This is a genomic window from Devosia sp. Z6_126 (assembly GCF_058133495.1).
Map to the genome: position 1 here is coordinate 101,475 of NZ_JBYUNO010000006.1, position 20,512 is coordinate 121,986.

The following is a 20,512-nucleotide window of genomic DNA, read 5'->3' on the forward strand; positions in this document are numbered from 1 at the left end:
GCGCGATGAAAACCATCCTGGCTTATGGCGATAGCCTGACCTATGGCGCCAATCCGCTCACGGGGGGCCCGCGCCATGCCTTTGAGAACCGCTGGCCCAGTGTCCTTGAGGCTGGCCTAGGCGGTCAAGTGCGGGTGATCGCCGAAGGCCTCGGTGGTCGCACCACGGCCTTTGACGACTGGACCGCTGACGCCGATCGCAATGGCGCCCGCATCCTGCCGACGTTGCTCGCGAGCCATGCTCCGCTTGATCTCGTGATTATCATGCTGGGCACCAATGATCTGAAGCCGGCAGTGTGCGGCAGCGCGCTGACCGCATCCTTTGGCATGCGCCGCCTGGTGCAGCTCACGCGTGGTCACTTCGCCATGCTCAACGAGCCGGTGCCTCAAATCCTTCTGGTGGCGCCCCCGCTCGCCTGCGCCACCGACAATGCCGACATGATCCGCAGCTTTGGCGGCATCGAGCATGCGGTGCGGGAATCCGGCGAGTTCGCGGCCCATTACCAGCGCCGCGCGCAGGAATTGAGCACTGGCTTTTTCGACGCCAGCACCGTCGCCACGCCTGATCCGCTGGACGGAATTCATTTGGACGCGGCCAATACCCGCGCAATCGGCGAGGGCCTTGTGCCTGTCGTCGCATCCATGCTGGCTCTTTGAGCCGCTTCTATCGACCATTCGGAGGCCAAAATGGCTGACCAATACGACTTACTCGTGATCGGCGCCGGCCCTGGTGGCTATGTGGCCGCCATTCGCGGGGCACAGCTGGGCATGAAAGTTGCCGTTGTAGAGCGCGAGCACATGGCCGGCATCTGTTCCAACTGGGGCTGCATCCCCACCAAGGCTCTGCTGCGCACGGCCGAGGTATACGGCCATATGGAGCATGCCAGCAATTACGGGCTCAAGGCCAATGACTACGGCTTTGACATGGATGCCATCGTCAAGCGTTCGCGCGCCATTGCCGCGCAGATGAACAATGGCGTGCAGTTTCTGATGAAGAAGAACAAGGTCGACATCATCTGGGGCGAAGCCGTCCTCACCAAACCGGGTGAAATCCGGGTTGCGCCGACCAAGAAGGCGATCGTGCAGCCGCAGGGCCCGGTGCCCAAGAATGCGCTGGGCGAGGGGACCTACAAGGCCAAGAACATCATCATCGCTACCGGTGCCCGTCCTCGCGTGCTGCCCGGCATCGAGCCAGATGGGGAACGCATCTGGACCTATTTTGAAGCCATGAAACCGGCGAGCATGCCCAAGTCGCTGGTGGTGATGGGCTCGGGCGCGATTGGCGTCGAGTTCGCATCCTTCTACCGCTCCATGGGGGCGGAAGTGACGATTATCGAGCTGCTGCCGCAGATCTTGCCGGTGGAGGATGCCGAGATATCGGGCCTTGCGCGCAAGCGTCTGGAAAAACGCGGCATCAAGATCCTGACCGAAGCCAAGGTGGCCAAGGTTGACAAGACAGCGGACGGCATTGTTGCTCATGTTGAGCTCAAGGGCGGCGAAAAGCAGGAGATCCGTGGCGAAAAGCTGATCTCGGCCATCGGTGTGCAGTGTAATATCGAGAATATCGGGCTTGAGACCGTTGGTGTGAAAACCGAGCGCGGCGCCATCGTGATCGATGGCTTCGGCAAGACCAATGTGGACGGTATCTGGGCCATTGGCGACGTCGCGGGTCCCCCGATGCTGGCGCACAAGGCCGAGCATGAAGCGGTGATCACGGTCGAAAAAATCGCGGGCATGCACGCCCATCCGCTCGAAAAGCTAAAGGTCCCGGGTTGCACCTATTGCGAGCCGCAGGTGGCCAGCGTGGGTCTCACCGAAGCCAAGGCCAAGGAAAGCGGCCGCGAGATCAAGGTTGGGCGCTTCCCATTCGTGGGCAATGGCAAGGCCATTGCGCTGGGCGAACCCGATGGCCTCGTCAAAACCATCTTCGACGCCAAGACCGGCGAGTTGCTCGGTGCCCACATGATCGGGGCTGAAGTGACCGAATTGATCCAGGGCTTTGTGATCGCCATGAACCTCGAAACCACCGAGGAAGAGCTGATCCACACCATCTTCCCGCACCCTACGCTGAGCGAGACGATGAAGGAAAGCGTTCTGGATGCCTATGGGCGGGCGTTGAACGTCTAGTCGCGCCAGCACCGAGCGCGCTGCGGACAAACACAGGGAACAAGCCAGATGGTCAAAGCCATTCAGGTCGGCCTCGGGTTCTGGGGCTTTGACTGGACCAAGGAAGTTATTCCCCAGGTCCCCACGGTCGAGATGGTGGCCTATGTGGATGCCAATCCCAAGGCGATTGCGCGCGTCCAGGCTGAACTGGGTGTCCCCCAGAACAAATGCTTTCTGAGCCTCGAAGAGGCTGCCCGCAGCGTCGAAGCGGATCTGGTGATCGCCACCTTGCGCACCGAAGCACACTATCCGGTGGTCAAGCAGGCGCTTGAACTCGATTTCAACGTCATCGTCGAAAAGCCCTTTGCCTCAACTATCGCGCAGGCCAAGGAGTTGGTGGCGCTCGCCAAAGCGCGCAACCGTATCTTGATGGTCAGCCAGAACTACCGCTTCCAGCCAGCTCCGATCGCCGCCGCGGAAATGATCGGCGCGCAAAAGTTCGGGCCGATCAATCTGGTTTCCATCGATTTCCGCCGCCATGCGCCATCCCAGGGCTACCGCTATTGGGACATGCCCGATCCGCTGCTCGCTGATATGTCTATCCACCATTTCGACCTCATGCGCATGGTGCTCAACGACAATCCCAAGCGCGTGTCCTGCCGCACCTGGAACCCGGCGGGCAGCCCCTTTGGGCATCACCCGACAGGCGTTGCGACAATAGAGTTCGAGAAGGGCGTGATTGTCTCTTATCGGGGCTCCTGGATGAGCAATGGTCCGGCCACGCCCTGGGCCGGGGAATGGACCATCGACTGCTCGGAAGGCGAAATCTGGTGGACCTCGCGGGATCACTTCATGGGCAAGGCGGGTCCGGATCGGCTGCAAACCCGCGAGCGTGATGCTCAGCCCAAGCAGGTTGAACTGGCGCCGGTGGAATACCCCGACCGCAGGGGAACCCTAGCCGCGGTCGCCAAGGTGATCGAGACCGGGTCGGTCCCGGCTCGCTTCAGTTCGGGCGAGGACAACCTTTATTCCCTAGCCCTCGTCCAGGCGACGATCCTTTCGGCATTTCGCGATGGCGAGTGGGTCGAAATCGCCGAGGTGATGGAGAGGGTTTGAACTTCTCCGTCATGCAACGAGAGGCTGGGTTGAACCGGCCCCGTAAGGGAGCGATATAGCAGGCACACCGTGCCAGTCAGGACCTCATCTTGGTTACGCTCATCGACAATTCGCTCCTCCGGCCCCGCCATCCTGAAAAGGAGCACCGGCCCGACAACGCCGTCCTGCGCAAGCCCGACTGGATCCGCGTCCGTGCGCCGGGCTCGCCGGTCTACAAGGAAACCCAGCAGATCGTGCGCGAGAATAATCTCGTCACCGTGTGCGAGGAGGCGGGCTGCCCCAATATCGGCGAGTGCTGGAGCAAGAAGCACGCGACCATGATGATCATGGGCGAGATCTGCACCCGCGCCTGCGCCTTTTGCAATGTGCGCACGGGCCTGCCGGGGCCGCTTGATCCCAATGAGCCGGAGAATGTCGCCAAGGCCGTGCAGAAGCTCGGGCTCGAACACGTCGTGATCACTTCGGTGGATCGCGATGACCTGGCTGACGGCGGTGCCCGGCACTTCGCCGAAGTTATCCTGGCGATCCGCGCCAGCAACCCAGGCACCACGATCGAGATTTTGACCCCCGATTTCCTGCGCAAGGATGGCGCATTGGAGATCGTCGTTGCGGCCAAACCCGATGTGTTCAACCACAATTTGGAAACGGTGCCGTCCAAATATCTGAAGGTGCGGCCAGGCGCCCGTTACTTCCACTCCATCCGCCTGCTGCAGAAGGTCAAGGAGCTCGATCCCACCATGTTCACCAAGTCGGGGATCATGGTCGGGCTGGGTGAAGAGCGCAACGAAGTGCTCCAGCTTATGGACGATCTGCGTTCGGCTGATGTGGATTTCCTCACCATCGGACAGTATCTGCAGCCCACCAAGAAGCACTATCCACTACAGCGCTTCGTGACCCCCGAGGAGTTCAAGTCCTACGCCACCGTGGCGACCGCTAAGGGCTTCTCCCTGGTGTCCTCTAGCCCGCTGACGCGCTCGTCCCACCATGCGGGCGAAGATTTCGCACGCCTTCGCACTGCACGGCTCCAGAAGCTTGGTTATTGATGAAACGTACTTTTGAGCGGCATGTGCCGCATCTGCCCCAACGCATGTTCGAAATCGTCGCCGATCTGGAAGACTATCCGCGTTTCGTGCCCAACTGCCGCAACATGGTGGTGCAGCCCGACCCGGCCGCACCCGAGAGTACCCGGCTTGCCCGCATGACCCTGTCCTTTGGTCCCATCACGCAGGCCTATACGAGCCGGGTGAAGCTGGATCCTGAAGCACTGGTAATCGATGCCAAGGCGGTCGACGGTCCCTTTAGCTATCTCGACAGTCGCTGGCGCTTCGAGCCGGAAGGGGAGGGGACACGCGTGCGCTTCGAGATCGACTTCAAAATCTCCAATCCCTTTATCGCCGCCGTGGCCGAGCCCGCCTTTGCGGCCAAGCAGGAAGAGATCATGCGCGCCTTTGGCGAGGAAGCGGACCGGCGCTACGGGCTTTGAACATCCGCTAGCACCTGAAGCGCCAAATCGAGCGCTGCATCGACGCTGGCGCGGCGGATACCGTCGCGACCCAGATCGCCGAAGCGGTGCTCGATAACGACGGTCGCGAGTTCTGACGACATCGCTACATAAACCAGGCCCACCGGTTTTTTCTCGCTGCCCCCGTCCGGACCGGCAATACCGGTGACTGACAGGGCGTAGTCAGCCCGCGCCGTGTTGCGCGCGCCGTCCGCCATGGCGCGGGCAACCTGGTTGGACACGGCGCCATAATCCCGGATCAAGCGGGGCTGCACTTGGATCATGCGCGACTTGGCCGCGTTCGCGTAGGTGATATAGCCGCCGTAAAAGGCCGATGATGAGCCGGGAACATCGGTGATGGCCGCCCCGATCATCCCCCCGGTACAGCTTTCGGCGGTGACGATGGTCTTGCCGGCAGCAGCCAGCAGCGCGATGACGCGCTCCGCCCGACCAGGCTCTGGTGTGAGGGTCATCAATCGAGCCTCGGCAGTTCAATGCTGGCGCTGGCCATGGCGACCATTCCTTCCTCCCGCCCGATAAAACCGAGCCGCTCGTTCGTCGTCGCCTTGATCGCGATTCTCGTAGTCGCAATTCCAAGCGCCTCGCCGATCACAGCTTGCATGGCGGGCACATGTTCGGCAATCCGCGGCCGCTCGCAAACTATCGTGACGTCGACATTAACGATCCGGCCGCCCGCTTTGTTCACGAGGTCACCGGCGTGCCGCAGGAACACGATGGAACCGACGCCTTTCCATCGGTCATCGCTGGGCGGAAAATGAATGCCGATATCCCCTTCGCCTATGGCACCCAGTAGCGCGTCGGTGAGGGCATGCAGCGCCACGTCCGCGTCGGAGTGACCCTTGAGCTTGGCGGTGTGCGGAATACGCACGCCGCCCAGCCAGACAGCGTCGCCCGGCTCGAAGGGGTGCACGTCAAAGCCGGTGCCAACACGGGTTTCTGTGATCATCTCAGCTCCTGCCAGCAGGCGCTCGGCTAGCTGGAAATCATTTGGGTGGGTAATCTTGATATTGCGATGCGTGCCCGGCACCAGCCCGACGCGTAGGCCGGCCCATTCGGCGATCTCGGCATCGTCGGTGAAGGTGCGCCGCACCGTCGAAGCGCGCATATGCGCCGAGAACAATTGTGGAAAGCGGAAACCCTGCGGGGTCTGCGCCGCAAACAAGGTCGAGCGATCCTCGGTCGCCGTGACCAGGGCCCCATCTGGCGAGCGTTTGATGGTGTCCGTTACTCCAACGGCGGGCAGGGCGCCTTCCAGTTCGGCAAGCGCATCGATCACCCCGGCGACCACGTCACCTTCCACCAGTGGGCGAGCAGCGTCCTGGATCAAGACGTAGTCCGGCCGCAGCTTGGCGAGGCTTTTTAGCCCCTCCAGCACTGAAGCCTGCCGGGTAGCGCCGCCCAACACCGGGGGCAACAAATTCTCATGCTGCAATTCTAGAGCCGCAAAGCGATCGGCATGCTCGGCATGAATAACCGGCAGCACATATTGAACTTCGGGCAGCCCCAGAAATGCCTTGAGGGTGCGCGACAGCACCGCTTCGCCCGCCAGCATGCGATACTGTTTGGGCTCGGAAACGCCGCCTGCAGCGGCTCGTTCGCCGCGCCCCGCAGCAACAACGATGACGGCGATGGATCGAGAACGCATAAGCAGGGAACCTGGGACAACAAACCGTCACATCGCGCTGGTCTAACCGCGCTGCAGCCATGCGGCAAGTGCAGGCAGGCCTCTCCCTCAGCGCAGCGTTTGACTGTTGCGTGCTCGGTGGAATTGATTATTGTGCAGGCAAATCCCACGAAGTGAATAAATCCGGGGCAGTTGGTGAGTAAGTTTGCCTGCGCGTTGAGCATCGGAAAGCATCAGCTTCCGAACAATGCCTTGCTGGCCCCGATGGCGGGCATAACCGACCGCCCGTTCCGCACCCTTGCCGAGCGCTTCGGTGCCGGCATGGTGGTGTCGGAGATGATCGCGAGCGCCGCCCTCACCACGGGACACCAGGACATGGTGCGCAAGCTTGGCAAGCCCGCCGGCTCCCTGCCGCATATGGTACAGCTGGCCGGCTGCGAAGCGGAGTGGATGGCCGCTGGGGCGCGCGCTGCCTATGAGGCTGGCGCTGATATCATCGACATCAATTTCGGCTGTCCGGCCAAGCGGGTGACCAATGGGTATTCCGGTTCAGCCTTGATGCGGGTGCCCGATCAGGCCATTGCCCTGGTGGATGCTGTTGTGACCGCCACTCCGCTGCCGGTCACGGTGAAAATGCGTCTGGGCTGGGACGACGACTCCCTCAACGCGCCCGAAATCGCCCGCCGTGCTGTCGAGGCGGGAGCGCAGATGATCACGGTGCATGGGCGCACTCGCCAGCAATTCTACAAGGGCCAGGCCCGCTGGGAGCGCGTGCGCGCCGTGGTTGAAGCTGTCTCAGTGCCCGTTGTGGTCAATGGCGACATCGTCGACCTCGTCACTGCGCGCGAGGCGCTGGCCCTGTCCGGCGCTGCAGCGGTGATGCTGGGCCGGGGGGCCCAAGGCCGCCCCTGGGCTGTGGGTCAAATCGGCGCCGAGCTTGCTGGCGAAGCGCCCGCTCAGGCACCGATCGGCACTGCGCTGGCCGAACTCGTCGCCGAGCATTACGAAGCGATCCTGCTTGAATATGGCACCGCTGTTGGCCTTCGCGCCGCCCGCAAGCACCTCGACTGGTACGCAGAAGCGGCCGGTCTTTCCTTCGACAAAGCCACTCGCACCGCGCTGCTTAACTGTGAGTCGCCGCCTGAGGTGCTCAGCATGATCTCTCGCCTTTATGCCGCCGACTGGAGGGTTGCCGCTTGAACGCGACGCTTGATGAGTTCCCGTCCACCGCCGTGCTGCAGGCGTTGCCACAGCCCATCATAGTATGCGCGGAAGACCGCCAGATCACCTTCGTCAATTACGCTGCCGAGGCCTTTTTCGGCGCTTCGCTCAGCGTTCTCAGCCGCCAAAAGCTTGATGATCTCATTGCTTTCGGCTCGCCCATTATCGGGCTCGTTGATACCGTTGCTACCCGGCGGGCACCGATGACGGAATATCGCGTTCGGGTGGGTTCATCGCGCTTCGGTGACGAGCGCATTGCCGACGTGTTTGCCAGCCCGATTTCCGACACCGATGGCCGCATCGCGATCCTCATCCAGGAGCGCACCATGGCCGACAAGATCGACCGGCAGATGGTTTCGCGCGGTGCCGCCCGCTCGGTCACCGGCCTGGCCTCCATGCTCGCCCATGAGATCAAGAACCCGCTTTCAGGGATTCGAGGTGCCGCCCAGCTTCTGGAACAATCCGTTGCCAGCGAGGAAATTCCGCTCGCCCGACTCATCCGCGAGGAAACCGACCGCATCGTCAACCTGATCGACCGGGTCGAGGTCTTTGGCGACGAGCGGCCCATGGAACGCGACGCTATCAACATTCACGTCATCCTTGATCGGGTGAAGCTGCTCGCGCGCAATGGTGTTGCCCGCGGCATTGCCTTTTCTGAGGAATACGATCCGTCCCTGCCTCCGGTGCTCGGCAATCGCGACCAGCTGATCCAGGTGTTCATCAACCTGGTCAAGAATGCCTCCGAGGCACTGGAGCGCACGCAAAAACCCGAGATCCGGCTGACCACGGCGTTCCGCCCGGGCATTCGCATCAGCGTCACCGGCGTTTCCGAACGTATCTCGCTGCCACTCGAGATCGTGATCGAAGACAATGGCCCGGGAGTCCCTCCTGATATTCTGCCGTTCCTGTTTGATCCATTCGTGACCACCAAGACCAATGGCTCGGGCCTTGGCCTTGCCCTTGTTGCCAAGATCGTCGGTGATCATGGTGGTGTCATCGATTGCGAGAGCCGCCCCGGCCGCACGCGCTTCCGCATTCTCCTTCCGGTCGCCAGTGGCGTTTCTCAAGCGCCATCCGAAGAGGTTTCGGCTCCATGAGTCACGTTGTTCTGCTTGCCGATGATGATGCCGCTATTCGCATGGTGCTCAATCAGGCCTTGACCCGTGCGGGCTACGAGGTTCGTCCCACGGGCAATATTTCAACCATGTGGAACTGGGTCAGCCGCGGGGAAGGGGACATCCTCATCACTGATGTGGCTATGCCCGACGGCAATGCCTTTGAGGTCATGCCCAAGATCAAGAAGATCCGGCCGGATCTGCCCATGATCGTGATGTCGGCCCAGAACACCTTCATGACGGCAATTCGGGCCTCCGAGGTTGGTGCCTACGAATACCTACCCAAGCCGTTCGACATCACCGAAGTCCTGTCGGTTGTCGCACGCGGATTGGCCGATGCCAAAAAGCCCACCCCTGCCGAACGCAAAGCGGAAGATCCCGGCGAAACCATGCCGCTGGTGGGCCGCTCCACCGCGATGCAGGACATCTATCGCGCTCTTGCCCGGCTGATGCAGACTGACCTTACCGTCATGATCAACGGCGAAAGCGGCACCGGCAAGGAACTGGTGGCGCGCGCGCTCCACGACTTCGGCAAGCGCCGCAATGGCCCGTTTGTAGCCATCAACATGGCCGCCATTCCCCGCGACCTGATCGAGGCCGAATTGTTCGGCCATGAAAAAGGGGCGTTCACCGGTGCCAATGCGCGCTCTTCTGGCCGCTTCGAGCAGGCCGAAGGGGGCACACTCTTTCTCGATGAAATCGGCGACATGCCGATGGACGCGCAAACCCGGCTGCTGCGCGTGCTGCAGGAGGGAGAATACACGATGGTCGGTGGCCGCAGTGCCATCAAGACCAATGTGCGCATCGTCGCCGCCACTCACCGCGACCTCAGCCAGATGATCCGGCAGGGACTGTTCCGAGAGGATTTGTTTTATCGCCTCAATGTCGTGCCGCTTCGGCTGCCGCCGCTGCGCGAGCGGGTGGAGGATGTCGGTGATCTCGCCGCCCATTTCCTGCGCTCGGCCCAACGCGAAGGCGAGCCGCCCAAGACCATCACGCCCGAAGCCATTCGGCTCATGCAGAACTATGCCTGGCCCGGCAATGTGCGCGAGCTGGAAAACCTCGTTCGCCGGCTTTCCGCCCTTTATGTCGACGAGAATATTTCCGCCGAGATCGTCCAGAACGAACTCAACATCATTGATCGCTCCCCCTCGTCGGCCCCCAGCGGTCCTGTCGACGTCTCCATGGCGGTGGAAACCCATGTGGGGCAACTGCTGCGCGAGTACGAGCCCAATCTGCCCCCGGCCGGGCTCTATCAGCGGGTGATCGATAAGGTAGAAGCCCCGCTGATCGCCATGGCGCTCAACGCCTGCGGTGGCAATCAGATCAAGGCCGCGGACCTGCTGGGCCTGAACCGCAACACGTTACGCAAGAAGATCCGCACTCACAGCATCGAAATTGTGAAACACAGCCGCCGCAACGGCTGAGCCAGGTGGATTAGGACCCCGAAACCGCTCCAAGCAGCGGAAGCACGGCCGCCCCGCGGCCGCGGGTGTCACATTTCGGCAACAATTATCTTGAAGGAAGGAGCGAATTGGGTCAGGCTCCGCCTCCCCACGGCAGCAACGGGCCCGGACCACGATTTGACCGAAGCGACAAGCAGGATCATCCGATACAAGGCGGGGCGGCCAGCCAAGGCTGCAGCAAAGTCGCGCTCGCTGTTTGCCGCCGCTGGCAATGGACCGCTCCGCGTTCTGGGCTTCGTGGTCGTAGTGGCATCGGTGCTGATGTCCTCGCTGTCCTTCCTGATTCTGTCTGGCATCACGCGGATCGAGCCATCTCCGGAGGTGTGGACCGCAATCTGGATCGTCACTGGCATCCTCGTGCTGCTGGTGATCGCCCTCGTGGTGACGGAGGCGACCTTGCTGGTGCAGGCGCGCCTGCGCCGTCAGGCAGGCGCCGGCATGCAGATCCAGATGGTTGGCATGTTCGCCTTTGTGGCGGCGGTTCCCGCAGTGATCGTTGCCGTCGTGGCTTCGCTGGCGCTCAATCAGGGGCTCGACCAGTGGTTCTCCGAGCGCACCCGGGCCATGGTCGAAAGCTCGCGCCTCGTCGCCCGCTCCTACATGCTCGAGCATGCCCAGGTGCTGCGCGACGACATCATCTGGGTGGCGGCTGAACTTGAGCAGGCCCATGGCACCTTCGAGGAGGACGAAGACCGCTTCCGACGCATCCTGACTGCCTTGGCCATTACCCGCTCGCTCCCTTTCACCTCGCTGATCACCGGCGACGGTGAAACGCTGATGCGTGCCCAGATTGCCGTCCAAGGCGCTTATCCCAAGCTACCCGAGGGAATCACCCAAGGCGTGGGGGAGGGGGCTCCGACTTCAATTGCCCCGGGCAAGACCAATCTGGTCGGCTCCATCGTCAAGCTGCGCGGCTATGACGACACTTTCCTGTTCGTCGCCCGGCCGGTTGACGCCGAGGTGCTCGAATATATGCGCCTCACCGACGAGAACATCACCGAGTACCGGGAATACGCCTCCAACCGCCTGGTGCTGCAGATCACCTTTACCATCATGTATATCGGTCTCGCGGTGGTGCTGCTCCTCGCCGCCCTCTGGACCGGCATTGCGCTCGCCAACCGGTTCGTCGACCCAATCCGTAACCTGATGATCGCCTCCTCCCGCGTCAGCCGCGGCGAGTTGGACGTTCAGGTGCCCGTGCAGGAGGGCAGGGGCGATCTGCGTGATCTCTCCACTGGCTTTAACCGCATGACCCAGCAGTTGCGCTCTCAGCGCGAAGCGCTGCTGACGGCCAACGAGATGAACGAGAAGCGTCGGCAGTTCACCGAAGCGGTGGTGGAGGGCGTCTCCGCCGGCATCATTGGCCTCGACTCATTTGGCGCGGTAACTCTCGTGAACGCCCGCGCCTGCGAGATGCTGGACACCGATGAAATCAGCCTGATGGGCAAGCGCATCGAGGATGTGATGAGCCAGCTCGCACCCATCCTGGAGCGAGCCCGTTCGGCGCGTCGCGGCCAGGTTCGCGATCAGATCCAGCTCGGCAACGAAACGGACCGGCGCACCTATCAGGTCCAGCTCACCCGCGAAGGCTCCATCGCCGAATCCAAGGGCTATGTGTTGACCTTTGACGATATCACCGATCTCGAATCGGCTCAGCGCACCAGCGCCTGGGCCGACGTGGCGCGCCGCGTCGCCCATGAGATCAAGAACCCCCTGACGCCCATCCAGCTTTCCGCCGAGCGCCTGCGCCGCCGGTATGGCGCCAAGCTCGAAGATGATCGCGATGTGTTCGACAAGTGCATCAACACCATCGTCCGGCAGGTTGGCGATATCGGTCGGATGGTCGACGAGTTCTCGGCCTTCGCGCGCATGCCAGAAGCGGCGCCCGAACCGGCCGATCTGTCAGATACCGTGCGCCAGGCCGTGTTCCTGGAAAGCGTCCGCTTGCCCGATCTGAACATCATCACGCATCTGCCCGAAAAGGCCATCATTGCCTTCTTTGACAGCCGCCTGATCTCCCAAACGCTCACCAACCTCATCAAGAACGCGGTGGAAGCTTTCGAGTCGGTGCCGACTGGTCCTGATTGGGAGCCCACCATCACGGTCGCGGCGCAACTTGAAGGCAATTTCGCCCGGGTCACCGTTTCTGACAACGGCAAGGGCTGGCCTAAGGACAACCGGCAGCGGCTGCTCGAGCCCTATATGACCACGCGCGAAAAGGGCACGGGGCTGGGCCTCGCCATCGTCGCCAAGATTGTCGAACAGCATGGCGGTATCGTCGAGCTGGTCGACGCCGAACCAGATCCCAGCGGCCGGGTAGGGGCTTGCGTGACCTTCACGCTGCCCCTCCGCTCGCCCCACAGCTTTCCGGATAACGCCGGTTCCTCGCGGCAGGAACAATGGCCATCCCAACAGGAGGAACCGCTCATGCAAGCGGCTGTTCACACCTAATGGCACTCGACATTCTGATCATCGACGACGAAGACGACATCCGCGAACTCATTGCGGGCATCCTTGAGGACGAAGGCTTTGAAGCTCGCCAGGCTCATGACGCCGATAGCGGTCTCAACGAGATCGCCCGCCGGCGGCCCAGCCTCGTTTTCCTCGACATCTGGATGCAGGGCTCGCGGCTCGACGGCTTGCAATTGCTCGATGTCTTCCAGTCCCAGCACCCCGAAATGCCGGTGGTGATGATTTCGGGCCACGGCAATGTCGAAACCGCTGTTTCTGCCATCCGCCGCGGCGCCTATGACTATATCGAAAAGCCGTTCAAGATTGACCGGCTGCTCCACATCACCCAGCGGGCGATGGAAGCGACGCGCCTGCGCAACGAGGTTGCCGAGCTCAAGGAGCGATCGGCCACCAAGAGCGAAATGGTGGGCAGCTCCCCCGCGCTCCAGCAGGTCCGCGGCCTGATCGAGAAATCCGCGCCCACCAATTCGCGCATCTTCATTTCCGGCCCTTCAGGCGTTGGCAAGGGGCTCGTCGCGCGCCTGCTGCATCAACGCAGCCCCCGCGCCGATTCGCCGTTTGTGGAGATCAACGCCTCGCTCTACGCCCCGGAAGAAGTGCCGGTGGTGCTGTTTGGACGCGAAACCCGCGACAAGTCCGGCGTGCTCAAGGTTGAAGTCGGAGCGCTCGAGAAAGCTCATGGCGGCACGCTGTACCTCTCTGAGGTCACCACGCTGCCGCAAGCCACCCAGGCAGCCTTGCTCCGTACGCTGGTCGAGAACCGCTTTAATCGTGTCGGCGGAACCCAGGCGGTGCCGATCGATGTTCGCATCATCGCCTCAAGCTCGCAGAACGTTGCCGCGCAGATCGAGTCGGGAGAATTCCGCAGCGACCTGTTCCATCGCCTTTCCATCGTGCCCTTGCCGATCACGCCCCTTAAGGAGCGGCGCGAAGACGTGCCGCCGCTGGTCAACGTGTTCATTGAGCAGGTCTGCCGCATGCACAATCTTCAGCGCCTGGCCGTCGGCGACGACGCCATGGCGGTGCTCCAGGCACAGGAATGGCCCGGTAATGCCCGCCAGTTGCGCAACTCGATCGAACGGCTCCTCATTCTGATGAAGGACCAGCAGCCCGAAGACGGCACAATCAGCGCAGCCATGCTGCCGTCTGATATCGGCGAGGTGCTGCCAACCGTAGGGGACACCGACTCGTCGGCCCATCTGATGAGCCTGCCGCTGCGCGACGCGCGCGAAGTGTTCGAGCGGCAGTATCTGCTGGCGCAAATCGAGCGTTTCGGCGGGAACATCTCCAAGACTGCGGAGTTCGTCGGTATGGAGCGCAGTGCTTTGCATCGCAAGATCAAGTCGCTGGGACTCTAAGACCGAGGAAAACGTAGCCGAGCCATGCAGCCGCCGCGGGTAGGCAGCAAAAAGCAGGCGTGCCATAGTGCCGGACCAAACGACGACCCCATAAACCGGAACAACGCGGTGCTTCCGGGGACCATACAGACGCTCAATCAGAGGCGTCGCGCAACAAGACTGCCGCATAAAAGAGGCCTGAATGCCCAGTGAAAAGCAGCAGAATCTGCAAGATTCCTTTCTTAATCACGTGCGCAAGCAGAAGGTACCGGTGACCATATTCCTGGTGAACGGCGTCAAACTCCAGGGAGTGATCACCTGGTTTGACAATTTCTGCCTGCTGCTGCGGCGCGATGCGCAGTCGCAGCTCGTTTACAAGCACGCGATATCGACGATTATGCCCGGAGCCCCAATCCAGCTTTTCGATCCGGAGCAGAACCAAGACAGCGACTAATCCATGACCGATCACGACGAGCTAGACGACGACCTGCCGGGCGGACCCCAGGCCTTTATCGACCGGCGCGAGGTACCCACGCGCGCCGGCCTGATTTGCCCCGATGTGCGCGGCAGTTCCTCCGCCCATACCATCGAATCGCGCAAGTCCGAGTTCGAGGGGCTCGCTGGAGCCATTCGGCTCGACATCGTATTCTCAGAGGTGCTCAAGGTTCGCGAGATCAAGCCGGCCACTTTTCTCGGCGGCGGCCACGTGGAAACCCTGGCGCAGCGCGTCAAGAACGAGGATATCGACTTGTTGCTGGTGGATGCGGCGCTGACGCCGATCCAGCAGCGCAACCTCGAAAAAGAAACCGGCGCCAAGGTGCTCGACCGCACCGCGCTGATCCTGGAGATTTTCGGCGAGCGTGCGGCAACCCGCGAAGGCGTGCTGCAGGTGGAGCTGGCCCACCTCAACTACCAGAAGAGCCGTCTGGTGCGCTCCTGGACCCACCTTGAGCGTCAGCGCGGCAGCGGCGGCCTGGGCTTCATGGGCGGCCCGGGCGAAACTCAGATCGAAAGTGATCGGCGGCAGCTGACCGACCGCATCGTGCTGCTCGAGGATAGGCTGGAAAAGGTCAAGAAGACGCGCGCCCAGCAGCGGCGGCAGCGCGACGACACCCCGTTCCCCATCGTGGCGCTGGTGGGTTATACCAATGCCGGTAAGTCGAGCCTGTTCAATGCTCTGACCGGGGCAGGGGTGTTTGCCGAGAACCTCCTGTTTGCTACCCTCGACACCACTGTGCGCAAGCTGCAGCTGCCGCATGGGCGCGAGGTGATGATCAGCGACACTGTGGGCTTCGTTGCCGATCTACCCACCGACCTCGTTGCTGCTTTCCGCGCCACGCTTGAAGAAGTGGTGGATGCAGACGTTATTCTCCACGTCCGCGACATCGCCAATAATGACCATCTGGCGCAGGCGCTCGATGTGCTCAAGGTCCTGGGTGACTTGGGCGTTTCACCGGAAACCACGCCCGTCATCGAAGTGTGGAACAAGATCGATCTGCTGGCACCCGTCGCTGACGGCGATGATCCGCTGCTCGCCTCGGTCAGCCCGGCCGGCAAGGTCGCGGCAGTGGTACAGGTTTCCGCCAAAACCGGGCAGGGACTCGACGAGCTAAAGCTCGCGGTCGAGACCGCGCTCGCCGACAAGAGCCGCACCTATCATGTGCATGTGCCCCACAGCGCCGGCAGCGATATCGGCTGGCTGCATGCCCATTCCGAGATCATCTCGCGCGACGAACCCAATGAGCAGGGCTCGGGCTATGTGGTGCGCGTCGAACCGCGCCAGAAAGCGGCCTTCCTCGAGCGCTTCAATGGCCGGATCGAAAGCGTCGAAGCCTAGGCTTTGTCCGCGGCACGGATCTCGTTCCAATAGCTGTCAAGGCGCTCAAGCCCAGCGTCCTTGACAGCAACGCCGTCCTCGCGGCACCGCGCCTCCACATAGTGAAAGCGCCGGCTAAACTTGCTGTTGGCGTCCCGCAGCGCCGCTTCTGGATCAACGCCGGCTTGACGGGCCAGATTGGCGGCGGCGAACAGCAGGTCGCCGATTTCCTCCTGCACCGCGGCTTGGTCCTGCATTTCACGCGCGCTGTCGACTTCAGCCAGCTCTTCCAGCAGCTTCTCCTTGACCGCTGCATAGTGGGGCCAGTCAAAGCCAACCTGAGCCGCACGCTTGGTCAGCTTCTCGGCCCGGGCAAGCGCTGGCAGTGTCGAGGGGACATCATCGAGCACTGAAGGCGTCTGCTCGCCATTGCGAGCCGCCTTGGCGGCGCGTTCGTCGACCTTGATGGCTTCCCAGCGGCTTTGGGCCGCTTCCGCATCATTGGCATCGAGATCCCCAAACACATGCGGATGCCGGCGGATCAGCTTGCTGGTGATGGCATAGATCACATCGCCAATATCGAAGTGCCCAGCTTCCTTGGCCAGCTGCGCCTGGTAGATCGGCTGCAGCAGCAGATCACCCAGTTCTTCGCGCAGATCAGCGAAGTCCTCGCGCTCAACGGCGTCGGCGACCTCATAGGCTTCCTCGATCGTGTAGTGCCGGATGGTGGCAAAGGTCTGCTCCAGATCCCAGGGGCAACCCGTCACCGGATCGCGCAGCGCCGCCATGATCTCGATCAGCCGTGAAATTTCGCGCGACGGTTGCATGGAGGAACCTTGATTGGAATCAGCGACGACAGCTTAGCAATGCCTAGGGCTTGCCAGTAGCCCAGCACGGTAACAGCCAATTAGAGCGGGTGAGGCGGGTTCGCCAAGCCATCATGACGAGACTCACATAAGGCGACAACTGACGTGCCAGGACCCTAACGTTTTCGGGATCCTTGACTCACGACAGAGCACAACCTGACTCACATAAGAGCAAAACGCCGCTCAACTGACTCACATAAAGCAGCAACGGTCCTGCCTGTGCTGCTTAAGCGCAGCGCCCGCAATTCCGCTCTTGCCGTCTCCCGGGGAATTTCGTGGGACCGGCATTCATTCGTTGCCCTCCGGCGTCACCACGTCCAATTGGTCACTAAGCCCGGCCAGTCGAGCGCGGCTGATCCAACCGAGCCGGAACAGGCCTATCCGGCGAGCAAAGTCGCCGCCGAGAGGGAGTTGCGCGCGAGCGGGCTAAACTGGATGATCCTGCGATTTCCATTCTTTTATGGCGAAAGGACGGACTTGGAGGCCCTGTCGGACCATGTGCGAAGCGGCCGATGGCACCGGCCAAGCGGATGAGCACCGTCCATCATCGTGACATCTTCACCGCGACAGAGCTCGCCCTGACCGGCGTCATGGATCGTCGCACGGTCAACATCACCGATGAGGCGACCACAACCATTTACGAACTCGCCCATCTGCCCCCCTCGTCAACCGTGGCACCTGCACATCGATGGATCGCTGGCACGCAGTCTTGGGTTTCGTCAACTATTCGCTCGGTCTACCAGGCGCCTGAGCAAGACTTGGTGTAGGCCGAGGTAACTTCATGTCCGGCCAGGGAGCTTTCGACCGGTGCTTTATCTTTCGCTATAGTCGAAGCTTTGCTGTGCGCCGTCAAATTTGCTTGATGTTAACGGCCCAATCATAGAGCACGAGAAACGGCTCCTGAAGACCACGTCCCAGTGGCGTGATGGAATATTCCACGCCATCGATGTTATCGGCAGTCATTGACGTTGTTACGTGAGTTGCTGTGCTTCGCATGATAAGCTTTCGGTTTAAGACTGGGAGAGGCCCAGAATGCGGCGCACCATTACCCATAATTTGTCGTCGGCTACGTCATAAGTTGTCAGCGAAACTCCATTCTTCACATAGAAAGTGCCATTAGTGTTTGGCGAACCATACCCCCTGGGCGATCTAGCTTTTTTCGCTTCCCATTCTCAACGAGCCGCCAACACCGCCATTTCTCAAACTAAGCCCGCCAGGCGGACACTGATCATTTGTGAACATGGTCATGCTCCATGCTTCCGGTTGATCCTGACGTCACTCGCAGAGGTCAATGCGACTTCTCCGCGATCAAGTGGGTTGCGTGGTGACGCCCAGCACCAGAGGTCGCGCCGAGGCCTGGCAGAAACGAATGGGTTGACAGTTGTTCCTGTTTTGTTCTTGTATGTCCCCGCTCACGTAAGCAGCGCGTGACCTTCTCAAATGCCGGTGCAGCCGGTTCATCGAAGGCTCATGTGCCTGATGGGATAAGACAACAACGCACCGCATATGCTGACAACGATCTGTCCCCATAAGGCGCCGATGGAGCAACGCCTTAGGGATCTCACCGCCGCGGCTGTTGTGGGCCGTGAGCGGACTGGCAGCATAAGGTGTCCAGACCATCGAAAGCAGACACGGAAGAAGCGAGGCGCCATAACGCATGTCATCTCGCCCAGATGATGGCTCGTACGGCGTCCCACGCTTGCATGCTCAGCCACACCAGCGGGCCCAAGCCAAGAAACACCAGGACCTTGAGAGAGAACCGGGCCGGCAAGGCGAGCCAGCTCTTTGACCATCGTTCGGGTCGATTTTCTGCTTCGCCACCCGCCACGAAGTCGACCGGCGCGGTTAGGAAACGGTCCCATGACCCATTTGGTGAGAGATTTGACCTTAAGAGTCCAGGCTCGAAGAAGGTGCCGTGGCCATATCCTTTGGCCTGCACGTTCACAACTGACTTGTCGAGGAAGCCGATCTTTCCGGATGGCCCAGCATTGGGCATCAAATATTGCGCGGCATAGACCACATCGTCCTTGTCGCCGCAGTGGTTGATGACTTGTTCGATGCGCCCAGTACGGATGTGCTGGCTCCAATCGTAGTCAGGTGCCACGATCGAGCCGGCCAGTATCACGCGACCGAACCGGAGATCCTTGAATCGGATATCGAGCATAAGTCGTGAAAATAGCAACGTTCCGTAGCTGTGAAGAATGACATCCGGAAGTGGGTTGAGCTCGCCGACCCGTCGAGATGCCTGTCTTTCGGCGGCGCGCAAGCGCTCTCCAAGCTCGGCGGCAGCGAGGCGTTGCGTACGCTCGAACAAAGCCATTACCCGAAAGATGGGATACTTAAAAATGAGCACCGGCGCGCTGTACTTCAGCCGTTTGGCAATGTTCCAGGAGAAGTCCTGCTGCCACGGCCCATCGGTGTTCATCCCGTGAACCGTGACGAGCCACGAGATGTCCCGACTGCGTCGTCCGCCAGGCAACTTGAAGACTGTCGTTAACTTGAAAGGCTCCTCAAGTTCCAAGTAGCGCACGCCGCATCTTGGACACATGCCGCCCTCCTCATCTTCTGGAGAAGCGATCGCCCCGCAGTGGCCGCATCGCTTCTCCTGAGTGATGAGAAGCGCACCGAGTCGAGCCACTTCGGAAAGCAGCTGCTTGGTCTCGTCGAAGCCGGTTTTCGATCGCTTCGACAACGTTTCTGGATCGATAATCGCCGTATCAGCCCGCTCGATCTCCACGCGCAGATTGTCGACCAGTCGAGTCGGGTGCTCTGCTTTAAGTCGATCCCAATCGGGCTGCATCAGGCGTTCTGCCTCCACACCTCGCTGATCAGGTCATAGACCTGGGTCTTCAGGCATTGCGAGTTTATCCGAACCCGCCCTTCACCACCATGAACCGAGAACTTCAGAACCTTTGCCTCGCCTGGAAGCGGATTGCGCGTTGGAAGCTCGAACTGACCGTCGGCAAGAGTGAAATCCTCCACGTCTAGACCCTGTCGGGTCCGCGAAACCGGTCCAACAGCGGCAACTCCGCCGTCCGCATCGGCATAGATATCGACATACCCGCCTGCCACCGTCCACTTCGTACCGCGCTCGACGGAGCCTTGAACGGAACCAAGCTTTCGCACCGATCCCACGAGCTGCACGGGATCGCGGGGCCCGTCGACCGCTCCAATAGCAACAAGTACCGCCCATACTTGCTCCTTAACTGCTGCATGGGCCGGATCGGCAATTGCGAGTTGCACAAACAAACCGCAGAAGTCCTCTGCGAACTGCCACTCAAAACGGACTACCGCACGATCCTGATGTTCGAGATACGCGCGCAGTTCGTAGCGGTCGAGCCCATCCTGCAGCTCACGGTCCTTGTCTTTTGCGCGGGAGAACCAGGCACTTCCACGATGCCAGGTCAGCAACAGTTTTTCGTTGTCGATCACAATTGCCGTCAGGCTGAGCTCGTTCGGGAAGCTGACGTTTTGGACCGGATTGAGCAGCCCTTTGAACCGTGACGCCGTAGCTCTGGCGATGAGGTCCTGGTGCGCCTGCCTGGGAAGAGCCTGGTAGAGATAAACATGCTGCCCACCCCAGCCTTCGGTGAGCGCCAACCAGTCTTCGACATCTCTACTAGTGATCCAGTCCGCATCGATAGCTGCGGCGAGGTTTTTTTCGAACTCAGCCTTGTTGCCACCAATTGTGATTTTGGGGTTGGTTTTTTGTTTGTTGCGCAGCAACTCTTTGATGAAGACGTTGCCTTGCGCCAGGATGAGAGAGCCAACGAGACGTTTGAGCCTGTTTTTCTCCGCTGGTGACTCTGGCACTGACCGCATGCTCCCTCTGCAGACTGCTTAATGGCATCA

The 20,512-nt window shown here is 61.1% G+C and carries 18 protein-coding genes; 13 read left to right on the forward strand and 5 right to left on the reverse strand.

The window, feature by feature from the left end:
• Nucleotides 1-5: 5 nt before the first annotated feature.
• The 5 genes from AC3YOG_RS19635 (at nt 6) to AC3YOG_RS19655 (ending at nt 4,704) form a co-directional block, all read left to right on the forward strand.
• The gene (locus AC3YOG_RS19635) at nt 6-656 is read left to right on the forward strand and encodes an SGNH/GDSL hydrolase family protein (protein ID WP_489936356.1); all 651 of its coding nucleotides are present in this window, start codon (nt 6-8) and stop codon (nt 654-656) included.
• Between the two features lie 30 nt (nt 657-686).
• The gene (lpdA, locus tag AC3YOG_RS19640) at nt 687-2,126 is read left to right on the forward strand and encodes a dihydrolipoyl dehydrogenase (protein WP_172123378.1); all 1,440 of its coding nucleotides are present in this window, start codon (nt 687-689) and stop codon (nt 2,124-2,126) included.
• Nucleotides 2,127-2,174: 48 nt separating this feature from the next.
• Complete coding sequence (locus AC3YOG_RS19645; RefSeq protein ID WP_489936316.1) at nt 2,175-3,221, forward strand: Gfo/Idh/MocA family protein; 1,047 nt, start codon at nt 2,175-2,177, stop codon at nt 3,219-3,221.
• Between the two features lie 89 nt (nt 3,222-3,310).
• On the forward strand, nt 3,311-4,264 hold the full coding sequence (lipA, locus tag AC3YOG_RS19650) for a lipoyl synthase (protein ID WP_127753145.1): 954 nt from the start codon (nt 3,311-3,313) through the stop codon (nt 4,262-4,264).
• Nucleotides 4,264-4,704, forward strand: a complete 441-nt coding sequence (locus AC3YOG_RS19655) for a type II toxin-antitoxin system RatA family toxin (protein WP_489936317.1) — start codon at nt 4,264-4,266, stop codon at nt 4,702-4,704. Before lipA ends, AC3YOG_RS19655 begins: the two co-directional genes overlap by 1 nt.
• Here the strand turns inward: AC3YOG_RS19655 and AC3YOG_RS19660 are convergent.
• Nucleotides 4,692-5,195 carry a CinA family protein gene (locus AC3YOG_RS19660; protein ID WP_127753143.1) on the reverse strand — a complete coding sequence of 168 codons (504 nt, stop codon included), beginning with the start codon at nt 5,193-5,195 and terminating at the stop codon, nt 4,692-4,694. The genes AC3YOG_RS19655 and AC3YOG_RS19660 overlap by 13 nt on opposite strands.
• Complete coding sequence (locus tag AC3YOG_RS19665; RefSeq protein ID WP_489936318.1) at nt 5,195-6,388, reverse strand: bifunctional 2-C-methyl-D-erythritol 4-phosphate cytidylyltransferase/2-C-methyl-D-erythritol 2,4-cyclodiphosphate synthase; 1,194 nt, start codon at nt 6,386-6,388, stop codon at nt 5,195-5,197. The genes AC3YOG_RS19660 and AC3YOG_RS19665 overlap by 1 nt, the downstream gene beginning before the upstream one ends.
• A 174-nt stretch (nt 6,389-6,562) precedes the next feature.
• Between AC3YOG_RS19665 and dusB the strand changes: the two genes are divergently transcribed.
• The 7 genes from dusB to hflX all read left to right on the forward strand — a co-directional run bounded on the left by dusB (nt 6,563) and on the right by hflX (nt 15,815).
• Nucleotides 6,563-7,567, forward strand: a complete 1,005-nt coding sequence (dusB, locus tag AC3YOG_RS19670; protein ID WP_489936319.1) for a tRNA dihydrouridine synthase DusB — start codon at nt 6,563-6,565, stop codon at nt 7,565-7,567.
• Entirely contained in the window at nt 7,564-8,685 is a 1,122-nt protein-coding gene (locus AC3YOG_RS19675; protein ID WP_127753140.1) for a two-component system sensor histidine kinase NtrB, read from the forward strand. Before dusB ends, AC3YOG_RS19675 begins: the two co-directional genes overlap by 4 nt.
• The gene (gene ntrC, locus AC3YOG_RS19680; RefSeq protein WP_127753139.1) at nt 8,682-10,130 is read left to right on the forward strand and encodes a nitrogen regulation protein NR(I); all 1,449 of its coding nucleotides are present in this window, start codon (nt 8,682-8,684) and stop codon (nt 10,128-10,130) included. Before AC3YOG_RS19675 ends, ntrC begins: the two co-directional genes overlap by 4 nt.
• A gap of 156 nt (nt 10,131-10,286) precedes the next feature.
• On the forward strand, nt 10,287-12,620 hold the full coding sequence (locus tag AC3YOG_RS19685; RefSeq protein ID WP_489936320.1) for a sensor histidine kinase NtrY-like: 2,334 nt from the start codon (nt 10,287-10,289) through the stop codon (nt 12,618-12,620).
• A complete protein-coding gene (gene ntrX, locus AC3YOG_RS19690; RefSeq protein WP_127753137.1) occupies nt 12,620-13,999 on the forward strand; it encodes a nitrogen assimilation response regulator NtrX in 1,380 nt (459 codons plus the stop codon). Before AC3YOG_RS19685 ends, ntrX begins: the two co-directional genes overlap by 1 nt.
• A gap of 181 nt (nt 14,000-14,180) precedes the next feature.
• Nucleotides 14,181-14,432 (forward strand): RNA chaperone Hfq, encoded by a 252-nt coding sequence (hfq, locus tag AC3YOG_RS19695; RefSeq protein WP_046138466.1) that lies wholly within the window; start codon nt 14,181-14,183, stop codon nt 14,430-14,432.
• Between the two features lie 3 nt (nt 14,433-14,435).
• On the forward strand, nt 14,436-15,815 hold the full coding sequence (gene hflX / locus AC3YOG_RS19700; RefSeq protein WP_172123371.1) for a GTPase HflX: 1,380 nt from the start codon (nt 14,436-14,438) through the stop codon (nt 15,813-15,815).
• Here hflX and mazG read toward each other — a convergent pair.
• Complete coding sequence (mazG, locus tag AC3YOG_RS19705) at nt 15,812-16,621, reverse strand: nucleoside triphosphate pyrophosphohydrolase (protein WP_489936321.1); 810 nt, start codon at nt 16,619-16,621, stop codon at nt 15,812-15,814. The genes hflX and mazG overlap by 4 nt on opposite strands.
• A gap of 551 nt (nt 16,622-17,172) precedes the next feature.
• Between mazG and AC3YOG_RS19710 the strand changes: the two genes are divergently transcribed.
• Nucleotides 17,173-17,427: a hypothetical protein gene (locus AC3YOG_RS19710; RefSeq protein ID WP_489936322.1), complete on the forward strand. Its 255-nt coding sequence runs from the start codon at nt 17,173-17,175 to the stop codon at nt 17,425-17,427.
• An 893-nt stretch (nt 17,428-18,320) separates the two neighbouring features.
• Here AC3YOG_RS19710 and AC3YOG_RS19715 read toward each other — a convergent pair.
• A complete protein-coding gene (locus AC3YOG_RS19715) occupies nt 18,321-19,460 on the reverse strand; it encodes a hypothetical protein (RefSeq protein ID WP_489936323.1) in 1,140 nt (379 codons plus the stop codon).
• The gene (locus AC3YOG_RS19720) at nt 19,460-20,473 is read right to left on the reverse strand and encodes a hypothetical protein (RefSeq protein WP_489936324.1); all 1,014 of its coding nucleotides are present in this window, start codon (nt 20,471-20,473) and stop codon (nt 19,460-19,462) included. The genes AC3YOG_RS19715 and AC3YOG_RS19720 overlap by 1 nt, the downstream gene beginning before the upstream one ends.
• Nucleotides 20,474-20,512 lie beyond the last annotated feature (39 nt).

Bases quoted from the DNA above. Each gene is read 5' to 3' on its own strand.
- AC3YOG_RS19710 (WP_489936322.1), top strand. From the start codon at position 17,173: ATGGCACCGGCCAAGCGGATGAGCACCGTCCATCATCGTGACATCTTC.
- ntrC (WP_127753139.1), top strand. From the start codon at position 8,682: ATGAGTCACGTTGTTCTGCTTGCCGATGATGATGCCGCTATTCGCATG.
- ntrX (WP_127753137.1), top strand. From the start codon at position 12,620: ATGGCACTCGACATTCTGATCATCGACGACGAAGACGACATCCGCGAA.
- AC3YOG_RS19645 (WP_489936316.1), top strand. From the start codon at position 2,175: ATGGTCAAAGCCATTCAGGTCGGCCTCGGGTTCTGGGGCTTTGACTGG.
- lpdA (WP_172123378.1), top strand. From the start codon at position 687: ATGGCTGACCAATACGACTTACTCGTGATCGGCGCCGGCCCTGGTGGC.
- AC3YOG_RS19715 (WP_489936323.1), bottom strand. From the start codon at position 19,460: ATGCAGCCCGATTGGGATCGACTTAAAGCAGAGCACCCGACTCGACTG.
- AC3YOG_RS19665 (WP_489936318.1), bottom strand. From the start codon at position 6,388: ATGCGTTCTCGATCCATCGCCGTCATCGTTGTTGCTGCGGGGCGCGGC.
- AC3YOG_RS19655 (WP_489936317.1), top strand. From the start codon at position 4,264: ATGAAACGTACTTTTGAGCGGCATGTGCCGCATCTGCCCCAACGCATG.
- AC3YOG_RS19635 (WP_489936356.1), top strand. From the start codon at position 6: ATGAAAACCATCCTGGCTTATGGCGATAGCCTGACCTATGGCGCCAAT.
- hflX (WP_172123371.1), top strand. From the start codon at position 14,436: ATGACCGATCACGACGAGCTAGACGACGACCTGCCGGGCGGACCCCAG.
- AC3YOG_RS19660 (WP_127753143.1), bottom strand. From the start codon at position 5,195: ATGACCCTCACACCAGAGCCTGGTCGGGCGGAGCGCGTCATCGCGCTG.
- hfq (WP_046138466.1), top strand. From the start codon at position 14,181: ATGCCCAGTGAAAAGCAGCAGAATCTGCAAGATTCCTTTCTTAATCAC.
- mazG (WP_489936321.1), bottom strand. From the start codon at position 16,621: ATGCAACCGTCGCGCGAAATTTCACGGCTGATCGAGATCATGGCGGCG.